Below are 20,708 nucleotides of genomic sequence, written 5' to 3' on the forward strand. Positions count from 1 at the left end.
ACCTAATTAACGGGCAGGAACTTTTATGTTGCTTCGAGTGACGCCGGAGTTGGGTTTAGGAAAATCTGAGATTCAGAAAACCTATTAAAAATGGAGTTGTGCTTCATGATCCGAGTCAATGCGTTAGTGATTTTGAGTTTATGTTGCGTGGCTTGTGGTTTGGTGGCTTGCAGTGCGGCGAAATCTATTCCCCCTACAGCAGTAACGCGTTATCAACTCAATACTTGGGAAGCCGATATTGGTTACAGCCAAGTGGTGCAGGTGGGCGATACTTTTTACATATCGGGTGTCGCCTGCGCAGGCGCTGACTATGCCGCGGCGGTCGCTAGCTGTTATCACGAATTGGGTGAAATCTTGGCTAAATTTAAGTTAGGCGCTGGGAATATTGTGAAAGAGAATATTTACGCGGCCGACATAGAGGTGCTTAAACAGCAGATACCTGCACGTAAAGTTTTTTATGGTACGGCCTATCCTGCGGCGACCTGGGTGCAAGTTGAGCGGCTTTATAGTGCCGATCATTTGCTGGAGATTGAGTTGATCGCGGTAAAAACCGCTCGGTAATGTTTCATCAAGTTATTTGCCCTGCCTGCCGTGCTGGCCTAGACTTCTTCTGGTCAAAATAACTTTAACCTTAGGGTAAACACTATGCTTTATTCCCGTTCGCGCCTGTTGCGCTGTTCCTCTCTTGTCACCTCCCTCCTTGTTAGCTGTTTGATAGCACTTCCCTCCCTGGCAGATGTGCGCCTGCCGCGCTTGATTAGCGATGGGCTGGTGTTGCAGCGCGATAAACCGATTAACCTGTGGGGCTGGGCCGATGAAGGCGAGCAGGTGACGGTGAGCTTTGCGGGTAAGGAGTTGCAAACCCAAACTAAAGATGGCCGCTGGGCGTTGAAATTCCCCGCACTTAAGGCGTCTGCCGCCAAAAATGGCGCGCTGACCATGACCATTAATGGCGCGCTGACCATGACCATTAAGGGCAAAAATCAGCTGACGGTGAAAAATATTCTGATCGGTGATGTTTGGTTGGCCGCAGGGCAATCGAATATGGAGCTGCCGCTGCGTCGCGTTCAGCCGCGCTACCCGAATTTGATTAAAACGACACAGTTGCCCGACATTCGGGAATTTAATGTGCCCGTGATTTATTCCTTTAAAGGCCCGCAGAGTGATTACACCCAGGGTGAATGGAAAACAGCCACGCCGGAAAATCTCGCTAACTTTTCCGCGGTGGGTTTTTTCTTTGCGCAAAAAATTTATGCAGAAACCAAGGTGCCAGTGGGCATGATTATGATTCCCGTGGGCGGCTCGCCCGCTGAGGCATGGGTGAGTGAAGCCACGCTTAAAAACTACCCAAAGTATTTGGAAAAGTTAAAACCCTTCAAAGATGATGCCTATGTAGACGCGCTCATCGCTAAAGAAAAAGCCAATGGCGATAAGTGGTTTAGCGATTTGGGCGCGGCAGATATAGGCTTTAAAAAGCAGTGGTCGCAAGCCACGCTCACCACCGATGATTGGAAAACCTTGCAAGTGCCTGGCTTTTTACAGAAGCAGGGCATTGATTTGGTTAACGGTGCTTTTTGGGTGCGCAAGACGTTTAATTTGACCGAAGCTCAGGCGAAAAAAGCCGCGACTTTGTGGATGGGTGTTATTGTCGATGGCGACCAAGTGTTTGTGAATGGAACGCAAGTCGGACAAACCTATTATCAATATCCACCGCGCATTTATGCGTTGCCGGCAAATGTTTTAAAAGCGGGTGAGAACAGTATCAGCATTCGCATTACCAGCTATACCGGCAACCCAGGCTTCGTGAGCGAGAAGCGCTACGCGTTAGATTTGGGCGACGAAGAAATTCAACTTGCCGGTGACTGGCGCTACCAAATCGCCGCGCGCGCCGGTGCTATGGAACCTACCACGACGCTGCATTATTTGCCCGCAGCACTCTATAACGCCAAGTTGGCGCCCGCCTTTTTTATGGGCATCAAGGGCGCGCTTTGGTATCAAGGCGAATCCAACGTGGGCCGCGCTGAGGAATATAAAACCATCATGGCGGATATGATTGCTGATTGGCGTGTGCAGTTTAAGCAGGGCGACTTCCCTTTCTTGATGGTGCAGCTGGCTAATTTCCTGCCCGCCAAAACCGAGCCGGGCGATAGCGCTTGGGCCGAATTGCGCGAAGCGCAACGCAAAACGCTCGCGGTGAAAAATACGGCGCTGGCGGTGATTATCGACATCGGCGAGTGGAATGATATTCACCCGCTCAACAAGCAAGATGTAGGTGAGCGTTTGGCGTTGGGTGCCTTGAAGTTGGCCTACGGTAAAAAATCGTTGCTCGCCTCGGGGCCGCGGGTTAAATCGGTTAAAGCCAAAGGTAATCAGCTGTTGGTGAAATTCACCGACGTAGGTAAAGGCTTGGCTGTGCATGGCGATAGCCTAAAAGAAGTGGCTATTGCGGGCGCCGATAAAAAGTTTGTATGGGCTACGGCGACCGTTAAAAAAGACCTGTTAAGCTTGAGTGCCGAAGGCGTGAGCGAGCCGCGCTGGGTAAGATACGGCTGGGCGGACAACCCTGCAGGTGCAAATCTGTATAATAGCGCCGGTCTGCCCGCATCGCCGTTTGAGGCTCAAGTCGCTCACTAAGCTTGACGCTGCTTTTTCACCGGTGCGGGTAATTTTCTCGCACCGGTGCTCTCTTGAATTCATCTTCTCCGCAAACTATTAACTCACTGAACATCGCTATTGTTGGCGGCGGCCCTGCTGGCCTTATGGCGGCGGAGGTGATCGCGCGCGCGGGTTTTGCTGTTGATCTCTACGATGCTATGCCCTCGGTAGGTCGAAAGTTTTTACTTGCCGGTGTCGGCGGTATGAACATTACCCACGCTGAAGCTGCCGATAAATTCCTTGCTCGCTATGCTCAGGCCAGCAGCTCGCTCGCGCCCTTTATAGAAACCTTTGACGCCGTTGCACTGCGCGCTTGGGTGCAGGGTTTAGGGCTAGATACGTTTGTGGGTAGCTCGGGGCGCGTATTTCCAACGGATATGAAAGCGGCGCCGCTGTTGCGCGCTTGGTTGCATCGCCTGCGCGACTTGGGCGTAAAAATTCACCCGCGCCACCGCTGGTTAGGTTGGGCGGAAGATGGTGCCCTGCAAATACAAAACCCCGCCGGAGAAATAGTACAACTACAGGCCCGCGCCTGTGTGCTCGCCTTGGGCGGTGCCAGTTGGCAGCGGTTGGGTTCCAATGGTGCTTGGCTGCCGTTGTTAGCCGCGCATGGCATTCAAGTGAATACACTTTTGCCCAGCAACTGCGGCTTTGAATGTAATTGGAGCGAGCTAATGCGCGCGACTCATGCCGGTGCGCAGCTATCCGCCGTGGTGTTTTCGGCGCAGGATCAAATTGGGCACAATCAAGCGCTGCGCGGTGAGGCGATCATCACCGCGCAGGGCATTGAAGGCAGTGCGGTCTATGCGCTCTCAGCGTTATTGCGCGAACAGATACTTGCGCGCGGCAGTGCGACGCTCACATTGGATTTGTTGCCCGACTTTGCTGCCGAAAAAATCCGCCAACTGTTAAGCAAACCGCGCGGTAAAAATTCTCTCAGCAACTTTTTACGTAAACAGCTCAATCTCCCACCGGTAAAAATGGCGCTTTTACGGGAATGCCTGAGCAAAGCCGAGTTTGAAACTACTGAGCAACTGATAAAAAAACTTAAAGCCTTACCCCTAACCTTAACTGCAACGCGCCCGCTTGATGAAGCCATTAGTACCGCAGGTGGAGTGGCTTTTGACGAATTAACCGCTGACTTGATGCTACATAAATTACCTGGCGTATTTTGCGTGGGTGAAATGCTCGACTGGGAAGCGCCTACTGGCGGCTACTTGCTCACCGCGTGTTTTGCAACCGGGCGTGCAGCGGGACAGGGTGTGGTGAATTATTTGCGAGAGCAGAACTGATGCGCGCGTTATTTATTGGCTACGTTTGGCCCGAGCCAAAATCCTCGGCGGCGGGCAGCCGCATGTTGGAGTTAATTCAGCTTTGTATCGCGCAGGGTTGGGAGTTGGTGTTCGCCTCGGCGGCGGCACTCTCTGAGCATCGGTTTGATGTAACGAGCCTTGGTGTGCGCGAGCAAAGCATCGCGCTCAACTGCAGCAGCTTTGACGAATTTGTGCAGGCTTATCAACCAGAGTTGGTATTGTTCGACCGCTTTTTTACCGAGGAGCAATTTGGTTGGCGCGTGGAAAAGCACTGCCCGCAAGCGCTGCGCATTTTAGATACTGAAGATCTGCACAGCCTGCGGCACGCGCGTTGGCAACTGTTAAAAGCTGAACAGAAATTGCAGCCCACAGAAAAGCTGCGTCAATCTGTGGCTCCTGTGTTGGCCTCTGCGCCTGAGCTGTATCAGCAGATGTGCAGCGATGATATGGCGCAGCGGGAAATTGCGGCAATTTTTCGCTGCGATCTCGCGCTGATGATTTCTGAATTTGAAATGGAATTGTTGCAGCGCTATTTTTCTGTGCCCGCGCCGCTGTTGTTTTATTTGCCATTATTAAGTGCGCGTAATATTTCAGCGCCGGACACGCTGCCGGGTTTTAAGCAGCGCAGCGCGTTTATTTCCATCGGTAACTTTCGTCACGAGCCCAATTGGGACGCGGTGCTTTGGTTAAAGCATCAGCTCTGGCCGCTAATTCGCGCGCAATTACCCCAGGCGGAGCTGCATATTTACGGCGCCTATCCACCACCGAAAGCAACCCAGTTACACAATGCCAAAGAAGGGTTTTCAGTAAAAGGTTGGGCGGAAGATGCGCAAACAGTGATGCGCAGTGCGCGAGTTTGTTTGGCGCCGCTGCGTTTTGGCGCGGGCATTAAAGGCAAGCTGATGGATGCCATGCACTGCGGCACGCCGAGCGTGACCACTGACATAGGTACAGAGGGGATGAGTGGCGGCCTGCCATGGGGCGGTGCAGTGAAAAATAGCGCAGAAGATATTGCCCAAGCTGCTGTGGCTTTGTATCAAGATGAAACGCTGTGGTTGCAGGCGCAGCAGCAGGGCAGCTTGATATCGCACAGCCAGTTTGCGCGGGTGGATTTTGCCAGCGAGCTGCTGCGCCGATTGCGCTCATTGCGCGAGAGCCTAGATGCAGAGCGGCAGCAAAATTTCATCGGCCAGATGCTGCGTCACCACTCCCATAAAAGTACGCAATATATGGGGCAGTGGATTGAGGCTAAAAACCAACATAAGTAATCATCGTAAAGCGCAACCGCCAGCACTAGATGCTGTGACTAGTATTGGTAGTTGAGATTAATCAACCACTGACGCCCTGGCGCTGCTACTCCCATGGCATTGCCCGCGGGCTCGCTGGGAAGGCTGGTAGTCGAAAAACGGGCAATATTTTGGAAGTAATCGCGATCGGTAAGATTGTAGATAGAGGCGCCCAAACTCCACTGTGTATCAATACGCCAAAGTACATTGAGGTTGAAAATATGCTGCGCAGCTGTTGCGACGTCTTCATCGGCAAATTGATTGAAGTAGGTTTTACTTTGATAGTGATGCTGGACTGAAGCCGAGACATTTCCTTGAGCAATGGGGACTTGATAATTCAGGGATTGATTCAAATCCCAGTCGGGCGCATAGGGCATAGGGTTGCCGGATACATCGCGCGCCGCGCCAGCTTCTGAGGTGATGAACCGATCGTAATGGGCATTAAGTAATGTGGCCCCAACTTGCCAGCTCCAATGGGGCGTGAGCGTTTTACGCAGCTGAGCATCAAGCCCGTGAATGCTTGCCGAGGTGGCATTGGTAATCGCTGTGATCCCTTTTTCATAGCTCACTACCTGCAGGTCGCGGTAGTCATAGTTAAAGAGTGCGAGTTGCCACTGATAGTGCTTGTGGCTGACTTTATAGCCGCTTTCAATACTGAGTACTTCTTCTGGGTCAAACGCGGGGCCGGTGGTGAGTGAGTTGGCGCCACCTGACTTGTAGCCTTCGGTGGCGCTGAGATACCACAGCCCTTGGGCATCTTTGAGTGTTGGTGTATAGCTGAGCACTAGCTGCGGAGACAAGTGCTCAAAATTGTCATTGTGTCGCGAATTGCCTATGGCGGTTGCCTGCTGTCTGGTTGAATCCAATCCACTAAGATCATGGGTACTCCAGAGTTGATTGCCGCCATCGCGGCTTTCATTGGTATTGCGCAGCCCTAGCTTTAGTTGCCAGGCGGGTTTGAAGCGCCAGCTTAGTTCACCATAAACGCCCCAGGCCTTCGTTTTCGCGTATGCATCTATCACCGTAGAGGTTGCCTGCAGATGGCGAATTAGCCCCAAATCCAACTCTGGCGTTTCCTCCAGCCAGGTGGCGCCGACGAGCCACTGCCAGTCGCTGTCGGCCGTGGACAGCCAGCGAAACTCTTGGCTGCGCTGATCCAGTCGCAAAGCAATTTGGGCTTCGCTCACGGCTATTTCGGTGCCATCGGTATTGTAGTGATAGCTAGTATCGAGACTGTGGAGAGCGCTAATACTTAAAAACTCACTGCGTTCACCGCGCCATTGCCAATGCCAGTTGAGGTTTTTGCTGTCGAAATTGCTGTAGCTGGTCAGGTTGTTGGCTACCTGATGTAAGTCGACGATCGGCCGAGCGCCCAGCGCTTGCGCTAACCCTTTGTCGTCGCTGGGCTTAACGCTTGGGCCGTCGTTGTTGTTGCGATAGCGCATGGCGGTCAGGCTGGTCTCCCAGCGCTCACCTAAGCGCCAGCGTAATTCCACTCGGCCAGCGCCAACCTGGGTATTGTCGATATGCGTACCGCCTGCTGGATCGAGGTCTTGGGTGTAGCCGTCATCGCTGATGGCAAAGACGCTGGCGCGCACGGCCAGTGAATCATTAATGGGTCCGCCAATAGCGGCCTCTAGCTGGCGATTGTTAAAGCTCCCGGCATTGATTCGTGCATAGCCATCAGTTTGCTCGAAGTTTGCGCGGTTGCGAATGACATTGATTGCACCGCTGGTGGCGTTGCGGCCATAGAGCGCCCCTTGCGGGCCTTTTAATAGTTCTACGCGGTCGGTGTCCCAGAAGTGCATGAGCGCCATTTCTGGCCGCGCTAAGTAGACATCATCCATATACACGGCGGTGCTCGAGTCGGCGGCGATACTCAGTAAGTCGCTACCTATACCGCGAATATAGAGGTTGAGGGTGCTGCCTATGCGCCCGTAGATCAGCCCTGGGGCAGCTTGTGCTAGCTCGCGCAACTGGTGGATGTTGTTCTCGCGCAATTGGCGTCCGTCATAGACATCGACGCTGAGGGGGATTTCAAACCACGACTGTTCGCGCTTCTGGGCCGTGAGTTTGACCTGCATTAATTCCTCGAGCGATAGATCGAGGAGTTCGGGTTCTGCCAATACAGGGTTTGATAGGCTCGCGTAGAAAAGAATGAGCCACGCTAAATATCTTGTGTTGATGGTCATGGAGTTGGTTTCCCTGCCATAGTCGTTAGCGGTGAAGTGCTACCCGTCTTAGCCGATTTATAGGTGTGTCAAAAGTGTAGTTCATTGCACGGCGGCGAGCTTTTTTCTGTTGCAGTCTGCGCGCTCAGTGCTTGCTTGCCCTAAAAAGTTGCAGCGAATTACCGGAAAAAAGGCAATTAAGGTTATCTAAACAGGGCAAAATTCGTTAAACTGCCGCGCTTTTTCTGCCCTTATTTTTCTGTTTCTGCCCATTACCTGAGAATTTATTGTGATTTCTACCGCTAATATCACCATGCAATTTGGTGCCAAGCCGCTTTTTGAAAACGTCTCCGTCAAGTTTAACAACGGCAATCGCTACGGCTTAATTGGTGCCAATGGCTGCGGTAAATCCACCTTTATGAAAATTCTTGGCGGCGATTTGGAGCAGTCGGCGGGGCAGGTAATGCTCGAACCTAACGTGCGTTTGGGTAAGTTGAAGCAGGATCAGTTTGCCTTCGAAGAGTTTACGGTTATCGACACCGTGATCATGGGCCATACCGAATTGTGGCGTGTTAAGGCCGAGCGCGACCGTATTTACAGCTTGCCTGACATGACGGAAGCTGACGGCATGGCGGTGGCTGAGTTAGAAGTAGAGTTCGCCGAAATGGACGGCTACACCGCCGAGGCGCGCGCCGGTGAGCTGTTGCTGGGTTTGGATATTCCCGTTGAGCAGCATTTTGGTTTGATGAGCGCGGTGGCGCCGGGCTGGAAGCTGCGTGTGCTCTTGGCGCAGGCATTGTTTTCTGACCCAGAAGTGCTGCTGCTCGACGAACCGACCAACAACCTCGATATCAACACCATTCGCTGGTTGGAAGGCATGCTCACCCAGCGCAACTCCACCATCATAATCATTTCCCATGATCGTCACTTTTTGAATTCTGTGTGTACCCATATGGCAGATTTGGATTACGGCGAGCTGCGTGTATACCCGGGCAACTACGACGACTACATGATCGCATCGACTCAGGCGCGCGAGCGTTTACTGGGTGAGAACGCCAAGAAGAAAGCACAAATTGCCGAGCTGCAAACCTTCGTGAGCCGCTTTTCGGCCAACGCCTCTAAAGCCAAGCAGGCGACCTCGCGCGCCAAGCAAATCGACAAGATTCAATTGGATGACGTTAAGCCTTCGAGCCGTGTCAGCCCCTATATTCGCTTTACCCAAAACAAAAAGCTGCACCGTCAGGCGGTGACCTTGGAAGAGGTGAGCAAGGGTTTTGATCGCACCCTGTTTAAAGGCCTGAACATGCAGGTTGAGGCAGGTGAGCGCATTGCGATTATTGGCCCTAACGGCGCCGGTAAAACCACTTTGTTGCGCTGTATTTATGGCGATTTGGCTGTCGATGCTGGCACCATAAAGTGGGCTGAACAAGCAGAGATTGGCTACTTTGGTCAGGATCACACCGAAGACTTTAACGATGACAGCAACCTGTTCGACTGGATGAAGCAGTGGACTAAGGGCGATGAGCAATTGGTGCGCGGCGCTCTCGGTCGTATGCTGTTCTCCAACGATGACGTAAAAAAATCGGTGAAGGTGATTTCCGGCGGTGAGCAGGGGCGTATGTTGTTCGGCAAGCTAAGCCTGATCAACCCCAATGTCATGTTGATGGATGAGCCGACCAACCACTTGGATATGGAATCCATTGAGGCGCTCAACCTTGCGCTGGAAAACTACCCCGGCACCTTGATTTTTGTCAGCCATGACCGCGAGTTTGTATCCTCGTTGGCAACCCGTGTGATCGATATGCAGCCGAGTGGTTTGATCGACTTCCACGGCAACTACGAAGAGTATTTGCGCAGTCAGGGTATCGAAAGCTACTAGGTGATCGCTCACGCGATAATAAAAAAGCCAAGACCTCGCGGTCTTGGCTTTTTGCATTTAGGCCTGATGAAACTTAGTTACAGGCGGCGCCGGTGACGGTGGGTTGCGATGCTGCCCCAGAACCCTTGGTGCCTTGGAAGCCGAACTCAACCGTTTGGCCTGGCGGAATGGTGCCATTCCAGCCGAAGTTGCTGGCGGTGTAAGGGTTAGAGCCGCTTACAGTCGCATTCCATGAGTTAGTGATTTTGCTGCCATCACTATAGCTCCAGCTCAGGTTCCAGCCATTGATTGCGCTGGTGCCGTTGTTCTTCACGCGAATCGCGCCAGTAAAGCCACCGTTCCACTCATTAGTTACCACGTAGCTACAGGCGCCGCCGGTGCTCGCCACCGAACTTGCTGCGCTGCTCGCTGCTGAACTGGCTGGGCTGCTTGATGCTGGTTTACTGGACGCGGGCGCACTTGATGCAGGCATGCTTGACGCGGGCGTGCTTGAAGGTGCAACAGAGCTGCGGCTAGACGATGAAGGTGCAATGCTGCTGGCAGCGGATGCTGCCGAGCCTACTATGCCGTAAGGCGCTGGTTGGCCGCTGCAAGTAGTGCTGCCGATACAGCTTTTGTTGCTTTCCCAGCCCCAGCCGCTCGCGCTGTTGGCGCACAGCGGGTAAAGCGTGCCATACCAATTACATTGGGTGCCGCTGGCGGTGGAGCTGGGGGTGCTGCTTGGTGCGACGCTGCTTCTTGCCGAGCTAAGCGGTGTGCTGCTTGGCGCAATGCTAGAGGCGGGTACACTGCTCGGTGCGATGCTGCTGCGTACCGCGCTGCTGGCGCTCGATGCAGTGCCTGCCACATAGCCCTTCATCCAGGTCAGCGCGGGGCGTTCAGTGCCATTGGTGTTGTACAGGTGCGTATTGTCTTTCCAAGTTTGGCCTTGAACATAGCCCCACAGGGTCACGCCTTTTACGCCGGGGTGAGTCCAAAAAATGGGGAATTTCTCTTGGTAGCGCGCCAGTTGTGTTTGGTCGTCGCCGGTAATATCCAGCTCTGACACATAAACCGGTAGGCCCGTAGCGGCTAGGCTGTCGAGGTTGGTTTTAATGGTGGAAGCCGCCAAGGTGTCCACATTGAATTGGTGACACTGAATACCGACACCATCAATTAAGCCGCGAGTTTGCAGCAAGCTGATGATTTTTTTGTAGTTATTGAGTGCGTTGGCATCATTGATAATGCCGTACTCATTAATTAACAGCTTGGCACTTGGGCACAGCTCGCGCGCTTTTTGGAATGACCAAATAATCCAATCCCAGCCGGTGCTGCCGTCGCCGCCCAGCGCTGCGCGGTAAGACGCAGGGGCATGTAATGGCTCGTTAACCACATCGATAAAATCGATTTGCGGGTAACGGGTACAGACCTGCTTCATATAGTCTTCGATTTCTGCTTTTTGCTCGCTTTGGCTTACCGAGCCAATCCAGCTTGGCTCTTGCGAACCCCACACAAAGGTGTGGTGCTTGAAGGTGTAGCCGTTGCTGCGCGCAAAGTTATAGGCGGTGTCCAGTTGCGACCAGTTCATGGTGCCGCGCGTGGATTCCACCGAGCCCCATTTGCCGGAGTTTTCCGGCGTCACTTGATTCCAGTACGTAGAAAAGCTGCTCGGCACGGAGCCTGCAATCACATTGCCGAGGAACTTTTGTTGACCATTGGCCATTTGCGCCTGAGCGTTAATACTGCTCAGCGCGCCAAACGCGATAAGTGTACCCAGCACCAGTTTGCGCGGGGCGTGTTTAATACCTTGCCACTGAAATAGAAATTTCATGAAGTGATTCTCTTTATTGTTAGAGGTTATTGTTAGGGGATGTTTGTTGGCAGGGGAGGTTGGTTGGCCGCTGTAATTATTCTGTAGCTATCAAATGACTGTCTTGTAGCTATGGCATTTTTTGTGCCCAATCCAAATCCGTGCGACTGCCCAGCTAGCCTGCTAGTGTGCAAGCTGGTCACATAATAATCTACGGCGGTTTGCTTGTCATGGCATAAAGTGATTTCCGGCGCGGTGGGTCACAAAAGTAGTTGGAAGATGTGGTTTTTAATAGAGCGTGTAATAGATCTGTCTAATCGCTCTGTTAAATAGTATTGATCAATAGCTTTACTCAAAAGCACCGCGTGATAAAAGAAGAGAACATCATATAAACCTGTCGTTAGACGCTCCCATAATGGAAAGTATCTACTCTTTTTGGCGCAGTTATTTAATGTGAAAAGATAATGCAGGTGCCAACTTGGTGCTTTACCGCTTGGCAATTCCCGCATGGCGAAAATCAACGGCTATTAAAGCTGAAGATGAGGTCAGAAAAGTTTGCTGTGAACTGCGCTGCACCATTCTTCTTTTTATAATCAAATCAATTGGTTGTAATCTCTGTTCATTCTTATGTAAGTTTTTTTTACATCCTCTCTCGTCGCATAAGTCTTTTTCAAACCTTTGGTATAGAAGATGCTGTACTCCATCAGCTGCACCAGCAGCGATCATCGCAACCGGATTGACCCATTCAAACGACGTATACAGAGGGTAAGGCTATGAGCAGTTTGAAATCTTCATTGAATACCTGGCACCTGTGGGGCCTGGCCGTTGGCTTGGTTATTTCAGGGGAATATTTTGGTTGGAGTTACGGCTGGGCGACTGCCGGTACGCTCGGTTTTTTGGTCACCACACTGATTATCGCGCTGATGTATACCACCTTTATTTTTAGCTTTACGGAATTGACCACCGCAATTCCTCATGCCGGTGGCCCCTTTGCCTATGCGCGCCGCGCCTTCGGCCCCAAGATGGCATTTTTGGCCGGTTTCGCCACGCTGATTGAGTTTGTATTTGCCCCGCCTGCGATTGCCATGGCCATAGGTGCCTACCTCAATGTGCAGTTTCCCGATGTTAACCCCAAATCTTTTGCCATAGGTGCCTACGCTATTTTTGTGGGGCTCAACATTGTTGGCGTGCGCATAGCAGCCACCTTCGAACTGTTTGTGACGGTGATTGCGATCGCCGAGTTATTAGTTTTTATGGGCGTGGTAGCGCCCGGTTTTTCTATGGCGAATTTTGTTGCCGATGGCTGGGCGGGGGAAACTGAATTTAGCCGTGCCACCATTTCCGGCATAGTGGCTGCCATACCCTTTGCGATTTGGTTTTTTCTGGCGATTGAAGGTGTTGCTATGGCCGCCGAAGAAGCAAAGGACCCGCGCACCACTATTCCGCGCGCCTATATCGCCGGTATATTAACGCTGGTGGTTTTAGCGCTTGGGGTGATGATTTTTGCAGGCGGTGCGGGTGACTGGAAAGCGCTCTCTAATATTAATGACCCCTTGCCGCAGGCCATGAAAATGATTGTGGGTGACAACAGTGGTTGGTTGCATATGCTGGTGTGGATTGGTCTATTTGGTTTGGTCGCGTCTTTTCACGGCATTATTTTAGGCTATTCACGTCAAATTTTTGCACTCGCGCGCGCGGGCTTTATGCCCAGCTATTTCAGTGCCGTGAATGAAAAATTTCACACACCGCACCGCGCGATTATCGCCGGCGCCCTGGTGGGTATAGCGGCCATTCTCAGCGATGATGTGCAATTAAACGGCATGACCCTCACCGCCAACCTCATCACCATGGCAGTATTCGGCGCAATTGTGATGTACATAGTGTCTATGCTGAGTTTGTTCGCGCTGCGCAAAAAGGAGCCCAACTTAGAGCGCCCCTTCGTCGCCTGGGGGTTCCCTGTTTTCCCCGCTATCGCCTTGACGCTAGCGGCTATTAGTTTGGTGACTATGGTTTATTTCAACCTGCAAGTAGCGCTGATGTTTTTTGGTTTAATGGTGCTGGCCTTTATTTATTTCAGTATGACGTCGCACAAGCGTGCGGCATCGTTGGATAATCTCATTACACCGGCTGCCTAAACCCTCTAGACTGGGGCTGGTGTTTTACCAGTCCCAGATATTTCAATTACAGATGCTTTTCCAGATATAGTTATTGTTACGATTCACAGCGACGTCGCGCTAGGAACCCTCATGGCCTATCAACATTCCATTGGCTCGCACACCTACCACTTTAAAAGCCTTAGAGTGTTGCTGGCTAAGGCGACGCCCGCGCGCTCGGGTGATTTTCTCGCGGGTTTGGCGGCGGAAACCTACGCCGAGCGCATGGCAGCGCGCATGTGTTTGGCAGAGGTGCCGCTCAAAACATTTTTGCAAGACGTGCTTATTCCCTACGAACACGATGAAGTGACCCGCTTAATTATCGACAGCCACAATGCTCAGGCCTTTAGCGAAATCAGCGCCTTAACGGTAGGCGATTTTCGCAACTGGCTGCTGCTCGATACTACCGACACCGCTACACTCACGCGCGTCGCCGCGGGCATAACCCCAGAAATGGCGGCAGCGGTGAGCAAGCTGATGCGCAATCAAGATCTAATATTGGTCGCCAAAAAATGTTCAGTGATTACCGCGTTTCGCAACACGATTGGATTGCCGGGGCATATTTCCAGCCGCTTGCAGCCCAACCACCCCACCGATGACCCGCGCGGTATCGCTGCATCCCTCGTGGATGGTTTGCTCTATGGTTCAGGCGATGCGGTGATTGGGATTAACCCCGCGACTGACAGCTTGCCTGCGCTCATGGATCTCTATCATTTGGTGGATGAGGTTATTGAGCACTACGCTATACCGACACAGTCTTGCATACTCACTCACGTCACCAATCAGATTCAATTAATTGAAAAGGGTGCGCCAGTGGATTTGGTGTTTCAATCTATTGCGGGCACCGAGGCGGCGAACAAAACCTTTGGAATCGATATTGCACTTTTGGAAGAGGCGCGCGCCGCAGCGCTATCACTTAAACGTGGCACGGTTGGCAACAACGTCATGTATTTTGAAACGGGGCAGGGCTCAGCGCTCTCGGCTAAGGCGAATCATGGCGTTGACCAGCAAACCTGCGAGGCGCGCGCCTATGCCGTTGCGCGTCATCTCTCGCCGCTGCTAACCAATACTGTGGTGGGTTTTATCGGCCCCGAATATTTGTATGACGGTAAACAAATTATTCGCGCAGGCCTTGAGGATCACTTCTGCGGAAAATTATTAGGCTTGCCGCTCGGCTGCGATGTTTGCTACACCAATCACGCCGAAGCTGATCAAGATGATATGGATACATTGATGACACTGCTCGCCAGTGCTGGCCTTACTTTTTTAATGGGCATTCCCGGCGCCGACGATATTATGCTCAACTATCAAACCACCTCATTTCACGACACTCTCTATTTGCGCAAATTACTCGGCTTAAAAGCCGCGCCGGAGTTTGAACAATGGTTGAAAAAAATGAACATTATGGATGCGCAGGGCAAGGTGCAAGCGATTCCCGCGCAACACCCCATGCTGCAGAGCCTACCGCCACAGCTGCTCAAATTGATGTAGGCGCGGCAACGACACAGAAAAATCTATCGCCAAAAACAGCGCCAAAAACAGCGCCAAATGAAACGGTCGTGCAGGATCCTTGGCAATCCTTAAAACGATTTACCGATGCGCGCATTGCGCTGGGGCGAGTGGGTAGCAGCCTGCCGACAGCAGAAGTCTTAGCATTTGGAATGGCTCATGCCATGGCGCGCGATGCGGTGCACCTCGCGCTGGATACTGATCGGCTCATGGAACAACTGCGGGCACAGGGTTTAGCGAGTGTTTGTGTCACCAGCCAGGTGCATGATCGCGCCACCTATTTGTTGCGCCCCGATTACGGGCGCAAATTAAGTGATGCGAGCAGAGTTGATTTGCAGCAGTATCAGCAGGGGCCAATAGATTTTTTAATCGTGGTGGGTGACGGTCTTTCGGCGCTCGCCATAGGGCATCACGCCGCACCATTGATTGCAGAAATTCAACAGCAACTGCCCGCCCATTGGTCGCTCGGCCCCATCGTTATAGCAACTCAGGCGCGGGTCGCGCTGGGCGATCCTATTGCTGAAATACTCAAGGCTAAAATGGTAGCGATATTAATTGGCGAGCGGCCAGGGTTGAGTTCGCCCGATAGCTTGGGTATTTATCTCACCTACCAACCGCACGCTGGCTGTAGCGACGCGGACCGCAATTGTATTTCTAATATAAGGCCGCAGGGTTTGAGTTACGCCGCCGCAGCAAAAAAATTAATCTGGCTGGCGCAGGCGGCTATGCGCATAGGAGCCAGTGGCGTGGTATTAAAAGATGAAAGTGATGCGCGCGAGATCGCCGTGAATGATCATCACAATTTATTGTAGTGCGGCGGGATTGTAAGTTGTGCGGGGGAATTTTTTGAGGCACCTGCGCGCAGCGCGCGCAGGCTTATTGTTAAGATCTAAACGTTATTTGTGTTTGATTAGAATTTCACGCTGTCGGAGTCGTCACCAAACCAGTGTTGTTTTTCATCGCCGCGCGCGTATTCAACTGTAAAGCCAGAGTTGCCATAACCTTGGAAATAGGAAATGTGAACTTGGTGTTTACCTTCGCTCAGATAAATTAAGCAGGGCTGTACTGTGAAGGGGCGGTCGATGGTGTGATCGCAGAGTAATTTGTTGTCTATCACCAGCGAGAAACCGTCATCACTGCCGAGCATAAAGCGATAGTTGTCTGCTTTGGTGACAGTGATGCTGTGATCTACATCGACAAAAAAGTCTTCTGAGGCATCGGCAATGTTGCCCAGCTTGGCGTGGCCAAAGCGACCCTTTTCTAAAAGATTTAAATTGTCGACCATCACCTCTTTGGTGCTGGTGATATTGCGCTCTTGATAGATGTTGCCAATGCTGGAGCCATTCTTACTGATGATGACTTTTACCACCTGATCCACATGAATCGGGGTGATGCGCACGCCTATAAGCACAACAGTGACGGCGAGGAGTGCGGAGAAAACGCTATTTTTATTGACGACTAGTTTCATGATTATCTCACCACCTGTAATTTCCAAAAGCTGAACCAATTGCGCAATTCAAATTGATCTTCAGTGAGACCAAAGCCGTAGGTGAAGGGGGAGAAAAATGCAAAGACGCCGATAACTAACAAGGCGAACAAGCTAACATTGATTATGGTGTGTTTGTTGTTGGCGATAACCTCGTCGCGGAAGATATAGGTAAATACCAGTGCTAAGTTGAGTGCCCCAAATATTAATGGCACCAAATAGTGGTAGAGGTACATCACCCTATCAATTTGTAAAATGCCAATCATGTAGCAAATGTACAGGCTGGTGAAGGCGCATATCCACAGAAAAAGGGGTTCATCTTTGATGGGGTTGCCATACACAAAGCGACCTAAGATTAAGCCTGCCGAAAGCAAAATGCCGCCCAGTACTGAGAACCACACTATGGGGTTACCCACGAGGTATTTGTAATTAACGATAACTTGGCCGTCGACTACATTGCGATCCCAACGGTAGCTAATGGTTTTTTTGCTCAAGGGCCAGCCGGTGACAAAGCTGCCGTTTTCATCGGCTTTGCAGACATCCAAATGGGGCACGCCATCAGCGTATTCAGACATGAATTTCCAGTTGTCTGCCATGCCAATGAAAAAGGTTTGGGGTGCCCAGCTTTTGCCGCTACGAATAAGGTTTAAATATTCTGGCGATGCCTTGTAGGTGTGGCCGGGCATGACCTTAGAGCCTAGGCCAATGTGCATATAAAACACGCTAAAAAATACCAGTGCGACCGGGATAACACCTGCGGGCACTGTGAGTGCAAGGCGTTTGGCCAGTGCCTGCCAGTTCCACGCTTTGATGTTGGCCCATTGATCGACCCCATAGAGCATTACAAACAGCAACAGTAATATGGCGGCGGTTGCCTTGACGGTGATACCCAAGCCAATTAACGCGCCGAGAATGGCGTAGTGCTGCCACTTGATGGCGATTTGCTGCTGTATAAAATTGGTGACTGTGCGCGTGAAGTAGTAAAGGGCGCCCAGCATAAAAAATATCTGAATGCCATCGAGGTGCACGGCGCGGGTGTGAATCACCAGCGCATTGTCAAAAATAACCATGGAGGTGAAGGCTGCAGCAAGCCATTCGCGCTGGGTGATGCGCTTAAGTATGCCGTAAAAGAACAGCACCGATATCATCATCAAAACGACAGACGGCCAGCGAAAACCCTTGTAAGACATGTCTTTGGGGGCAGCGTCACCGGTGAGGTAGTCGGTGTTGTCGAGCGCCGACTTGTCGATTTTTTCGTTGCCGCCAAAGAATACTTCACCCACGGCCATGAGTAATTTGCCCAGCGGCGGGTGTGGCTCCATATACATGACGCCGTCGATGTATTTTTGCGAATTGGGCACGTGGTAGTTCTCATCCCAAAACATCGATTGAGGGCTGCCGTAGAAGGGGAAATAAATGCTGATGGAGAGCAGCAGTACGACGAGCGGGTAGAGAAAACGAGAGTTAGTCTTGAGAAATGTTTTCATAATGCGTGCTTATTTTTTTGTGATATTGAATTGGCAGGGAGCCAATTAGTAAATTGTTATAACTACTGCGTTGTTATTATGATTTTTTAATGCGGCGCCTAGTAAACCCTAGTCGCCGTTTTCGATCAATGACTAATTCGCTGATTTGACGAACGCCTTACTTGTGTATGCCCTTGCCCGTCGCCGCCCAGTAGAGGCCACCATAGATGTGTTCTAAAAACAGCGGGTCGCTATAGGTTGCCGGCAAATGCCCAAGTGCGGTGTAGAAAGCGCGGCCGCCATCATACGCGTGATACCAGGCGATGGGGTGAAACTTGCCCATGCCAGTGCCTTTTTTTGTGCCCCAGTCGGCAGCGGGATCATAGGTTTTTTCATCGACACTGAGAATGTAGTTCATGCCTTTGATGCGCTCTGCGCCAAATTCGTACCACTCATCGGTCCATAAAAACTGGTTGGGCATACGCTCCACACCGGGGAACTTGCGGTCGATGACGCTCAACTCTGCCGTTTGAATGAGCGGGTGAATGTGAAATGTACGCCCCACCATTTTGGTGTACCAATCCCAGTCGTATTCGGTGTCGGATGCGCTGTGTATGCCGACATAACCTTTGCCTGCACGAATAAAGCGTTCCATAGCCGCCTGCTGCTCGTCATTGAGTATATCGCCGGTGGTGAGCAGGAAAACGACCGCTTGGTATTTTTGCAGTTTCTCATCGCTAAATATGCTCGGGTCTTCGTGCCAGTCGAGGGTGAAGTGATGACGCAGTGCCATGGCGCGCATGGCAGTGACCCCCTCATTAATAGATTCGTGATGCCAGCCGTTGGTTTTAGTAAATAAGAGCACGTTAAATTGCTCGGCTTTAGCGCTGAGGCTAAGGCTGCCAAGCCAGCTGAACACGATTAACAGTAATGTAAGTCTGCTGCGCATAGTTTTTACCTTTTTATTGTCGCTTATGGATTGCGGTGACAGGGCGGGGGGCTCTTTGGCTCTGGTTGCCTTGACGTTAGTTTGCGCCAATGAATCAGCGCGGTGTTCTATCAAAGTAGTTCTCTAAGTAATACTCGCCCATTGAACAATAAAAAAGGGCGCCGAAGCGCCCTTTTTAGTGTTAAGTTTTGTGTTTAGTGCGCGCGACGGCGCAGGCTTGCGATACCGACTAGGCCCACCAACAAAAGTAGGAGGGAGCCAGGTTCAGACACTTTGCGTACGGGTAGCTCGAAGCTGAGCCCGCGCAGTTTAAAGTAGTCATTATTCACGGAGAGATTCCCACCAAAGGCTGAATTGTAAGCGCCTACAAGCCAGTATTGCGAGGTCAGCCCCGCGTTGTTAATGGCAAAGCTGCCAGTGCCATTGCGGTCGTAATTGCCTACAACACTCCAGTCGCCCAATAGGCTGGCCCAGGTTTTTCCGACGAGTGAACCGCTAAAGCTGGTGCCTGTAAAGGCTAGGACAGAAACGTCAGCATCTGTTTGAAACCAGCCAATATCCAAGCTCATGAGGCTTACGATCTGATTGAAGGACAGCAGCAGCATGTCATAGTCGCCCTTTTCGTTGTCTATAGCATGGTTAGGCGAGTTGGCTTGCTCTACGCCTAGGCCAACCCACTTGCCCATAACGCTCTGCTCTATTTTGGGATCAACCGATGTGATGTTGGTCCAGGTTTTACAGCTGCCATTTTTTTTGTATTGGGTGCAGGTTTTGGTGGTGATGGTGCCGTTAGACCAGCCTGTCACCGCGAGATTAGTGGTGCCGCTGGTGTAATTGAGCTGATTGGCATAGGAGCCGTTGACGATGGTATTCGGCGCCAAATTAATATTAATTGGGCTGGCAAAAGCGTTAAGGCTTAGGCCTGCGATGAGCATGATAAAAAGTGAGCTGATGGTACGCATGATGGTGAGTCCTATGCGAAGTTGATGATGCTTCCATTTTAGGTGGGAGTGATGTTGTCGTCTGGATTGGTGTAGATACAGCCGATGAATGTTAGTGAATACTTTGTGTTTTGTGAATCTGAATATTTTGTCTTTGAGAGGTATTCGACCAGCGGTAGGTTTTTATTCTTTTGTCGCGTCAATTATTGTTTTTGATAGAACTAAATTAATCAATTTTCCTCATTCTTAGGTGTTTAAGTTGGGTTTATTTGAGGGGATTAGGGGGGTAGCGAATTGCCCTTAGGTTGTTTGCCGCCTTCTTTGTGGTGCTGCTCGCGCGAACTCTATTGTCGTGTACGGGTCAATTAGCCGGATGTTATCGGTGAACTGATGTGGCTATGCATGGCTGTTGGGTGGGTGCGTTATAGATTGAAGCTCTAGCATCTTGTCTGTTGCTGGGTGCAGGAAGAGTGGGCATGATGAGATGTCTGAAGAGGGGTATAGTGGCCGCCAGGTATTTTTGTTGGGGTGGTCGGTAGATGTCGAAGAGCAAGCAAATAAATGAGGTTAATGTCATGAATGGATATGCAGGGTGCTTATCGCCAAAGCCTTGGGTGCTGCTTGTAATTGGTGCGCTTTTGGGGGGCTTGCTGAGCGCCTGCGGCACTACGGGGCGTAGTTATGTGGAAACGCGTATGGTGGAAACCTTGGATGTTGAGATTCGCCCTAATACCAGCAAGATGTTTACTTACAAACTGATATGGCCGGAAGGGGAAATTCCCAGCAATGTGCGTTTGGCGCGCGAGGGTGGTTTTGCTGGCGAGCCCAAGCGCGGCGGAGTTGATGTGAGCCGTGGCACCTATGAGCGCCTGCAGGAAAATGCAGCTTACGTTGTCGCTCAATCAGGCTATTGTCGCGAAGGCTTTTTTGAGCTGGATAGGCGTATATCCCGCTACCAGCTATGGATTCGCGGTGAATGTAAGGAGGCGGCGACGGCTGCTGATCAGCAGCGTTTCGGCACCCAGCAGAGCCTGACCGCTGCCGACTGGAAAGCATCCAAGTAGCTTTTGTGAGGCGGCAATGGTGAGTGTTTAGCTGTGATGGGGTGGCG

General features: G+C 51.5%; 15 protein-coding genes. 9 read left to right on the forward strand and 6 right to left on the reverse strand.

Annotation, left to right across the window (positions count from 1 at the left end):
- The first annotated feature begins 105 nt into the window (after nucleotides 1-105).
- From AC0KUT_RS02430 to AC0KUT_RS02445, 4 genes are all read left to right on the forward strand, one after another.
- Entirely contained in the window at nucleotides 106-561 is a 456-nt protein-coding gene (locus AC0KUT_RS02430; RefSeq protein ID WP_488833250.1) for a RidA family protein, read from the forward strand.
- An 84-nt stretch (nucleotides 562-645) separates the two neighbouring features.
- On the forward strand, nucleotides 646-2,634 hold the full coding sequence (locus AC0KUT_RS02435) for a sialate O-acetylesterase (RefSeq protein ID WP_488833251.1): 1,989 nt from the start codon (nucleotides 646-648) through the stop codon (nucleotides 2,632-2,634).
- A 53-nt stretch (nucleotides 2,635-2,687) separates the two neighbouring features.
- Nucleotides 2,688-3,947: a TIGR03862 family flavoprotein gene (locus AC0KUT_RS02440; RefSeq protein WP_488833253.1), complete on the forward strand. Its 1,260-nt coding sequence runs from the start codon at nucleotides 2,688-2,690 to the stop codon at nucleotides 3,945-3,947.
- Nucleotides 3,947-5,236: a glycosyltransferase gene (locus AC0KUT_RS02445; protein WP_488833254.1), complete on the forward strand. Its 1,290-nt coding sequence runs from the start codon at nucleotides 3,947-3,949 to the stop codon at nucleotides 5,234-5,236. Before AC0KUT_RS02440 ends, AC0KUT_RS02445 begins: the two co-directional genes overlap by 1 nt.
- Before the next feature lie 38 nt (nucleotides 5,237-5,274).
- Here the strand turns inward: AC0KUT_RS02445 and AC0KUT_RS02450 are convergent, their stop codons facing one another.
- Nucleotides 5,275-7,446 (reverse strand): TonB-dependent receptor, encoded by a 2,172-nt coding sequence (locus AC0KUT_RS02450; RefSeq protein ID WP_488833255.1) that lies wholly within the window; start codon nucleotides 7,444-7,446, stop codon nucleotides 5,275-5,277.
- A 268-nt stretch (nucleotides 7,447-7,714) separates the two neighbouring features.
- On the opposite strand from AC0KUT_RS02450, the gene AC0KUT_RS02455 reads away from it, so the two are divergent.
- A complete protein-coding gene (locus AC0KUT_RS02455) occupies nucleotides 7,715-9,304 on the forward strand; it encodes an ABC-F family ATPase (protein ID WP_488833257.1) in 1,590 nt (529 codons plus the stop codon).
- 73 nt (nucleotides 9,305-9,377) lie between these two features.
- Here AC0KUT_RS02455 and AC0KUT_RS02460 read toward each other — a convergent pair whose 3' ends face one another.
- Nucleotides 9,378-11,114 (reverse strand): endo-1,4-beta-xylanase, encoded by a 1,737-nt coding sequence (locus AC0KUT_RS02460; RefSeq protein WP_488833259.1) that lies wholly within the window; start codon nucleotides 11,112-11,114, stop codon nucleotides 9,378-9,380.
- Between the two features lie 752 nt (nucleotides 11,115-11,866).
- Here AC0KUT_RS02460 and eat point away from each other — a divergent pair.
- The 3 genes from eat to eutC all read left to right on the forward strand — a co-directional run bounded on the left by eat (nucleotide 11,867) and on the right by eutC (nucleotide 15,567).
- Complete coding sequence (gene eat, locus AC0KUT_RS02465; RefSeq protein ID WP_488833260.1) at nucleotides 11,867-13,228, forward strand: ethanolamine permease; 1,362 nt, start codon at nucleotides 11,867-11,869, stop codon at nucleotides 13,226-13,228.
- A 111-nt stretch (nucleotides 13,229-13,339) separates the two neighbouring features.
- A complete protein-coding gene (locus AC0KUT_RS02470; protein ID WP_488833262.1) occupies nucleotides 13,340-14,737 on the forward strand; it encodes an ethanolamine ammonia-lyase subunit EutB in 1,398 nt (465 codons plus the stop codon).
- A complete protein-coding gene (gene eutC / locus AC0KUT_RS02475) occupies nucleotides 14,629-15,567 on the forward strand; it encodes an ethanolamine ammonia-lyase subunit EutC (RefSeq protein WP_488833263.1) in 939 nt (312 codons plus the stop codon). The genes AC0KUT_RS02470 and eutC overlap by 109 nt, the downstream gene beginning before the upstream one ends.
- A 98-nt stretch (nucleotides 15,568-15,665) precedes the next feature.
- Here the strand turns inward: eutC and AC0KUT_RS02480 are convergent, their stop codons facing one another.
- The 4 genes from AC0KUT_RS02480 to xdp1 form a co-directional block, all read right to left on the reverse strand.
- Complete coding sequence (locus AC0KUT_RS02480; RefSeq protein WP_488833264.1) at nucleotides 15,666-16,223, reverse strand: PA14 domain-containing protein; 558 nt, start codon at nucleotides 16,221-16,223, stop codon at nucleotides 15,666-15,668.
- Nucleotides 16,224-16,225: 2 nt separating this feature from the next.
- The gene (locus AC0KUT_RS02485) at nucleotides 16,226-17,728 is read right to left on the reverse strand and encodes a phospholipid carrier-dependent glycosyltransferase (protein ID WP_488833266.1); all 1,503 of its coding nucleotides are present in this window, start codon (nucleotides 17,726-17,728) and stop codon (nucleotides 16,226-16,228) included.
- Nucleotides 17,729-17,885: 157 nt separating this feature from the next.
- Complete coding sequence (locus AC0KUT_RS02490; protein ID WP_488833267.1) at nucleotides 17,886-18,656, reverse strand: ThuA domain-containing protein; 771 nt, start codon at nucleotides 18,654-18,656, stop codon at nucleotides 17,886-17,888.
- A gap of 194 nt (nucleotides 18,657-18,850) precedes the next feature.
- On the reverse strand, nucleotides 18,851-19,618 hold the full coding sequence (gene xdp1 / locus AC0KUT_RS02495) for an exosortase-dependent surface protein XDP1 (protein ID WP_488833268.1): 768 nt from the start codon (nucleotides 19,616-19,618) through the stop codon (nucleotides 18,851-18,853).
- A gap of 554 nt (nucleotides 19,619-20,172) precedes the next feature.
- Here xdp1 and AC0KUT_RS02500 point away from each other — a divergent pair.
- Nucleotides 20,173-20,661 carry a hypothetical protein gene (locus tag AC0KUT_RS02500; RefSeq protein ID WP_488833270.1) on the forward strand — a complete coding sequence of 163 codons (489 nt, stop codon included), beginning with the start codon at nucleotides 20,173-20,175 and terminating at the stop codon, nucleotides 20,659-20,661.
- The last annotated feature ends 47 nt before the right edge of the window (nucleotides 20,662-20,708 follow it).

Source organism: Cellvibrio sp. 25HG11W-0, assembly GCF_057815475.1.

Excerpts from the sequence above, each read along its gene's own strand:
- AC0KUT_RS02430 (WP_488833250.1), top strand. The coding sequence starts at position 106 with ATGATCCGAGTCAATGCGTTAGTGATTTTGAGTTTATGTTGCGTGGCT.
- AC0KUT_RS02435 (WP_488833251.1), top strand. The coding sequence starts at position 646 with ATGCTTTATTCCCGTTCGCGCCTGTTGCGCTGTTCCTCTCTTGTCACC.
- AC0KUT_RS02445 (WP_488833254.1), top strand. The coding sequence starts at position 3,947 with ATGCGCGCGTTATTTATTGGCTACGTTTGGCCCGAGCCAAAATCCTCG.
- AC0KUT_RS02450 (WP_488833255.1), bottom strand. The coding sequence starts at position 7,446 with ATGACCATCAACACAAGATATTTAGCGTGGCTCATTCTTTTCTACGCG.
- AC0KUT_RS02460 (WP_488833259.1), bottom strand. The coding sequence starts at position 11,114 with ATGAAATTTCTATTTCAGTGGCAAGGTATTAAACACGCCCCGCGCAAA.
- eat (WP_488833260.1), top strand. The coding sequence starts at position 11,867 with ATGAGCAGTTTGAAATCTTCATTGAATACCTGGCACCTGTGGGGCCTG.
- AC0KUT_RS02470 (WP_488833262.1), top strand. The coding sequence starts at position 13,340 with ATGGCCTATCAACATTCCATTGGCTCGCACACCTACCACTTTAAAAGC.
- eutC (WP_488833263.1), top strand. The coding sequence starts at position 14,629 with ATGGTTGAAAAAAATGAACATTATGGATGCGCAGGGCAAGGTGCAAGC.
- AC0KUT_RS02480 (WP_488833264.1), bottom strand. The coding sequence starts at position 16,223 with ATGAAACTAGTCGTCAATAAAAATAGCGTTTTCTCCGCACTCCTCGCC.
- AC0KUT_RS02485 (WP_488833266.1), bottom strand. The coding sequence starts at position 17,728 with ATGAAAACATTTCTCAAGACTAACTCTCGTTTTCTCTACCCGCTCGTC.
- AC0KUT_RS02490 (WP_488833267.1), bottom strand. The coding sequence starts at position 18,656 with ATGCGCAGCAGACTTACATTACTGTTAATCGTGTTCAGCTGGCTTGGC.
- xdp1 (WP_488833268.1), bottom strand. The coding sequence starts at position 19,618 with ATGCGTACCATCAGCTCACTTTTTATCATGCTCATCGCAGGCCTAAGC.
- AC0KUT_RS02500 (WP_488833270.1), top strand. The coding sequence starts at position 20,173 with ATGAATGGATATGCAGGGTGCTTATCGCCAAAGCCTTGGGTGCTGCTT.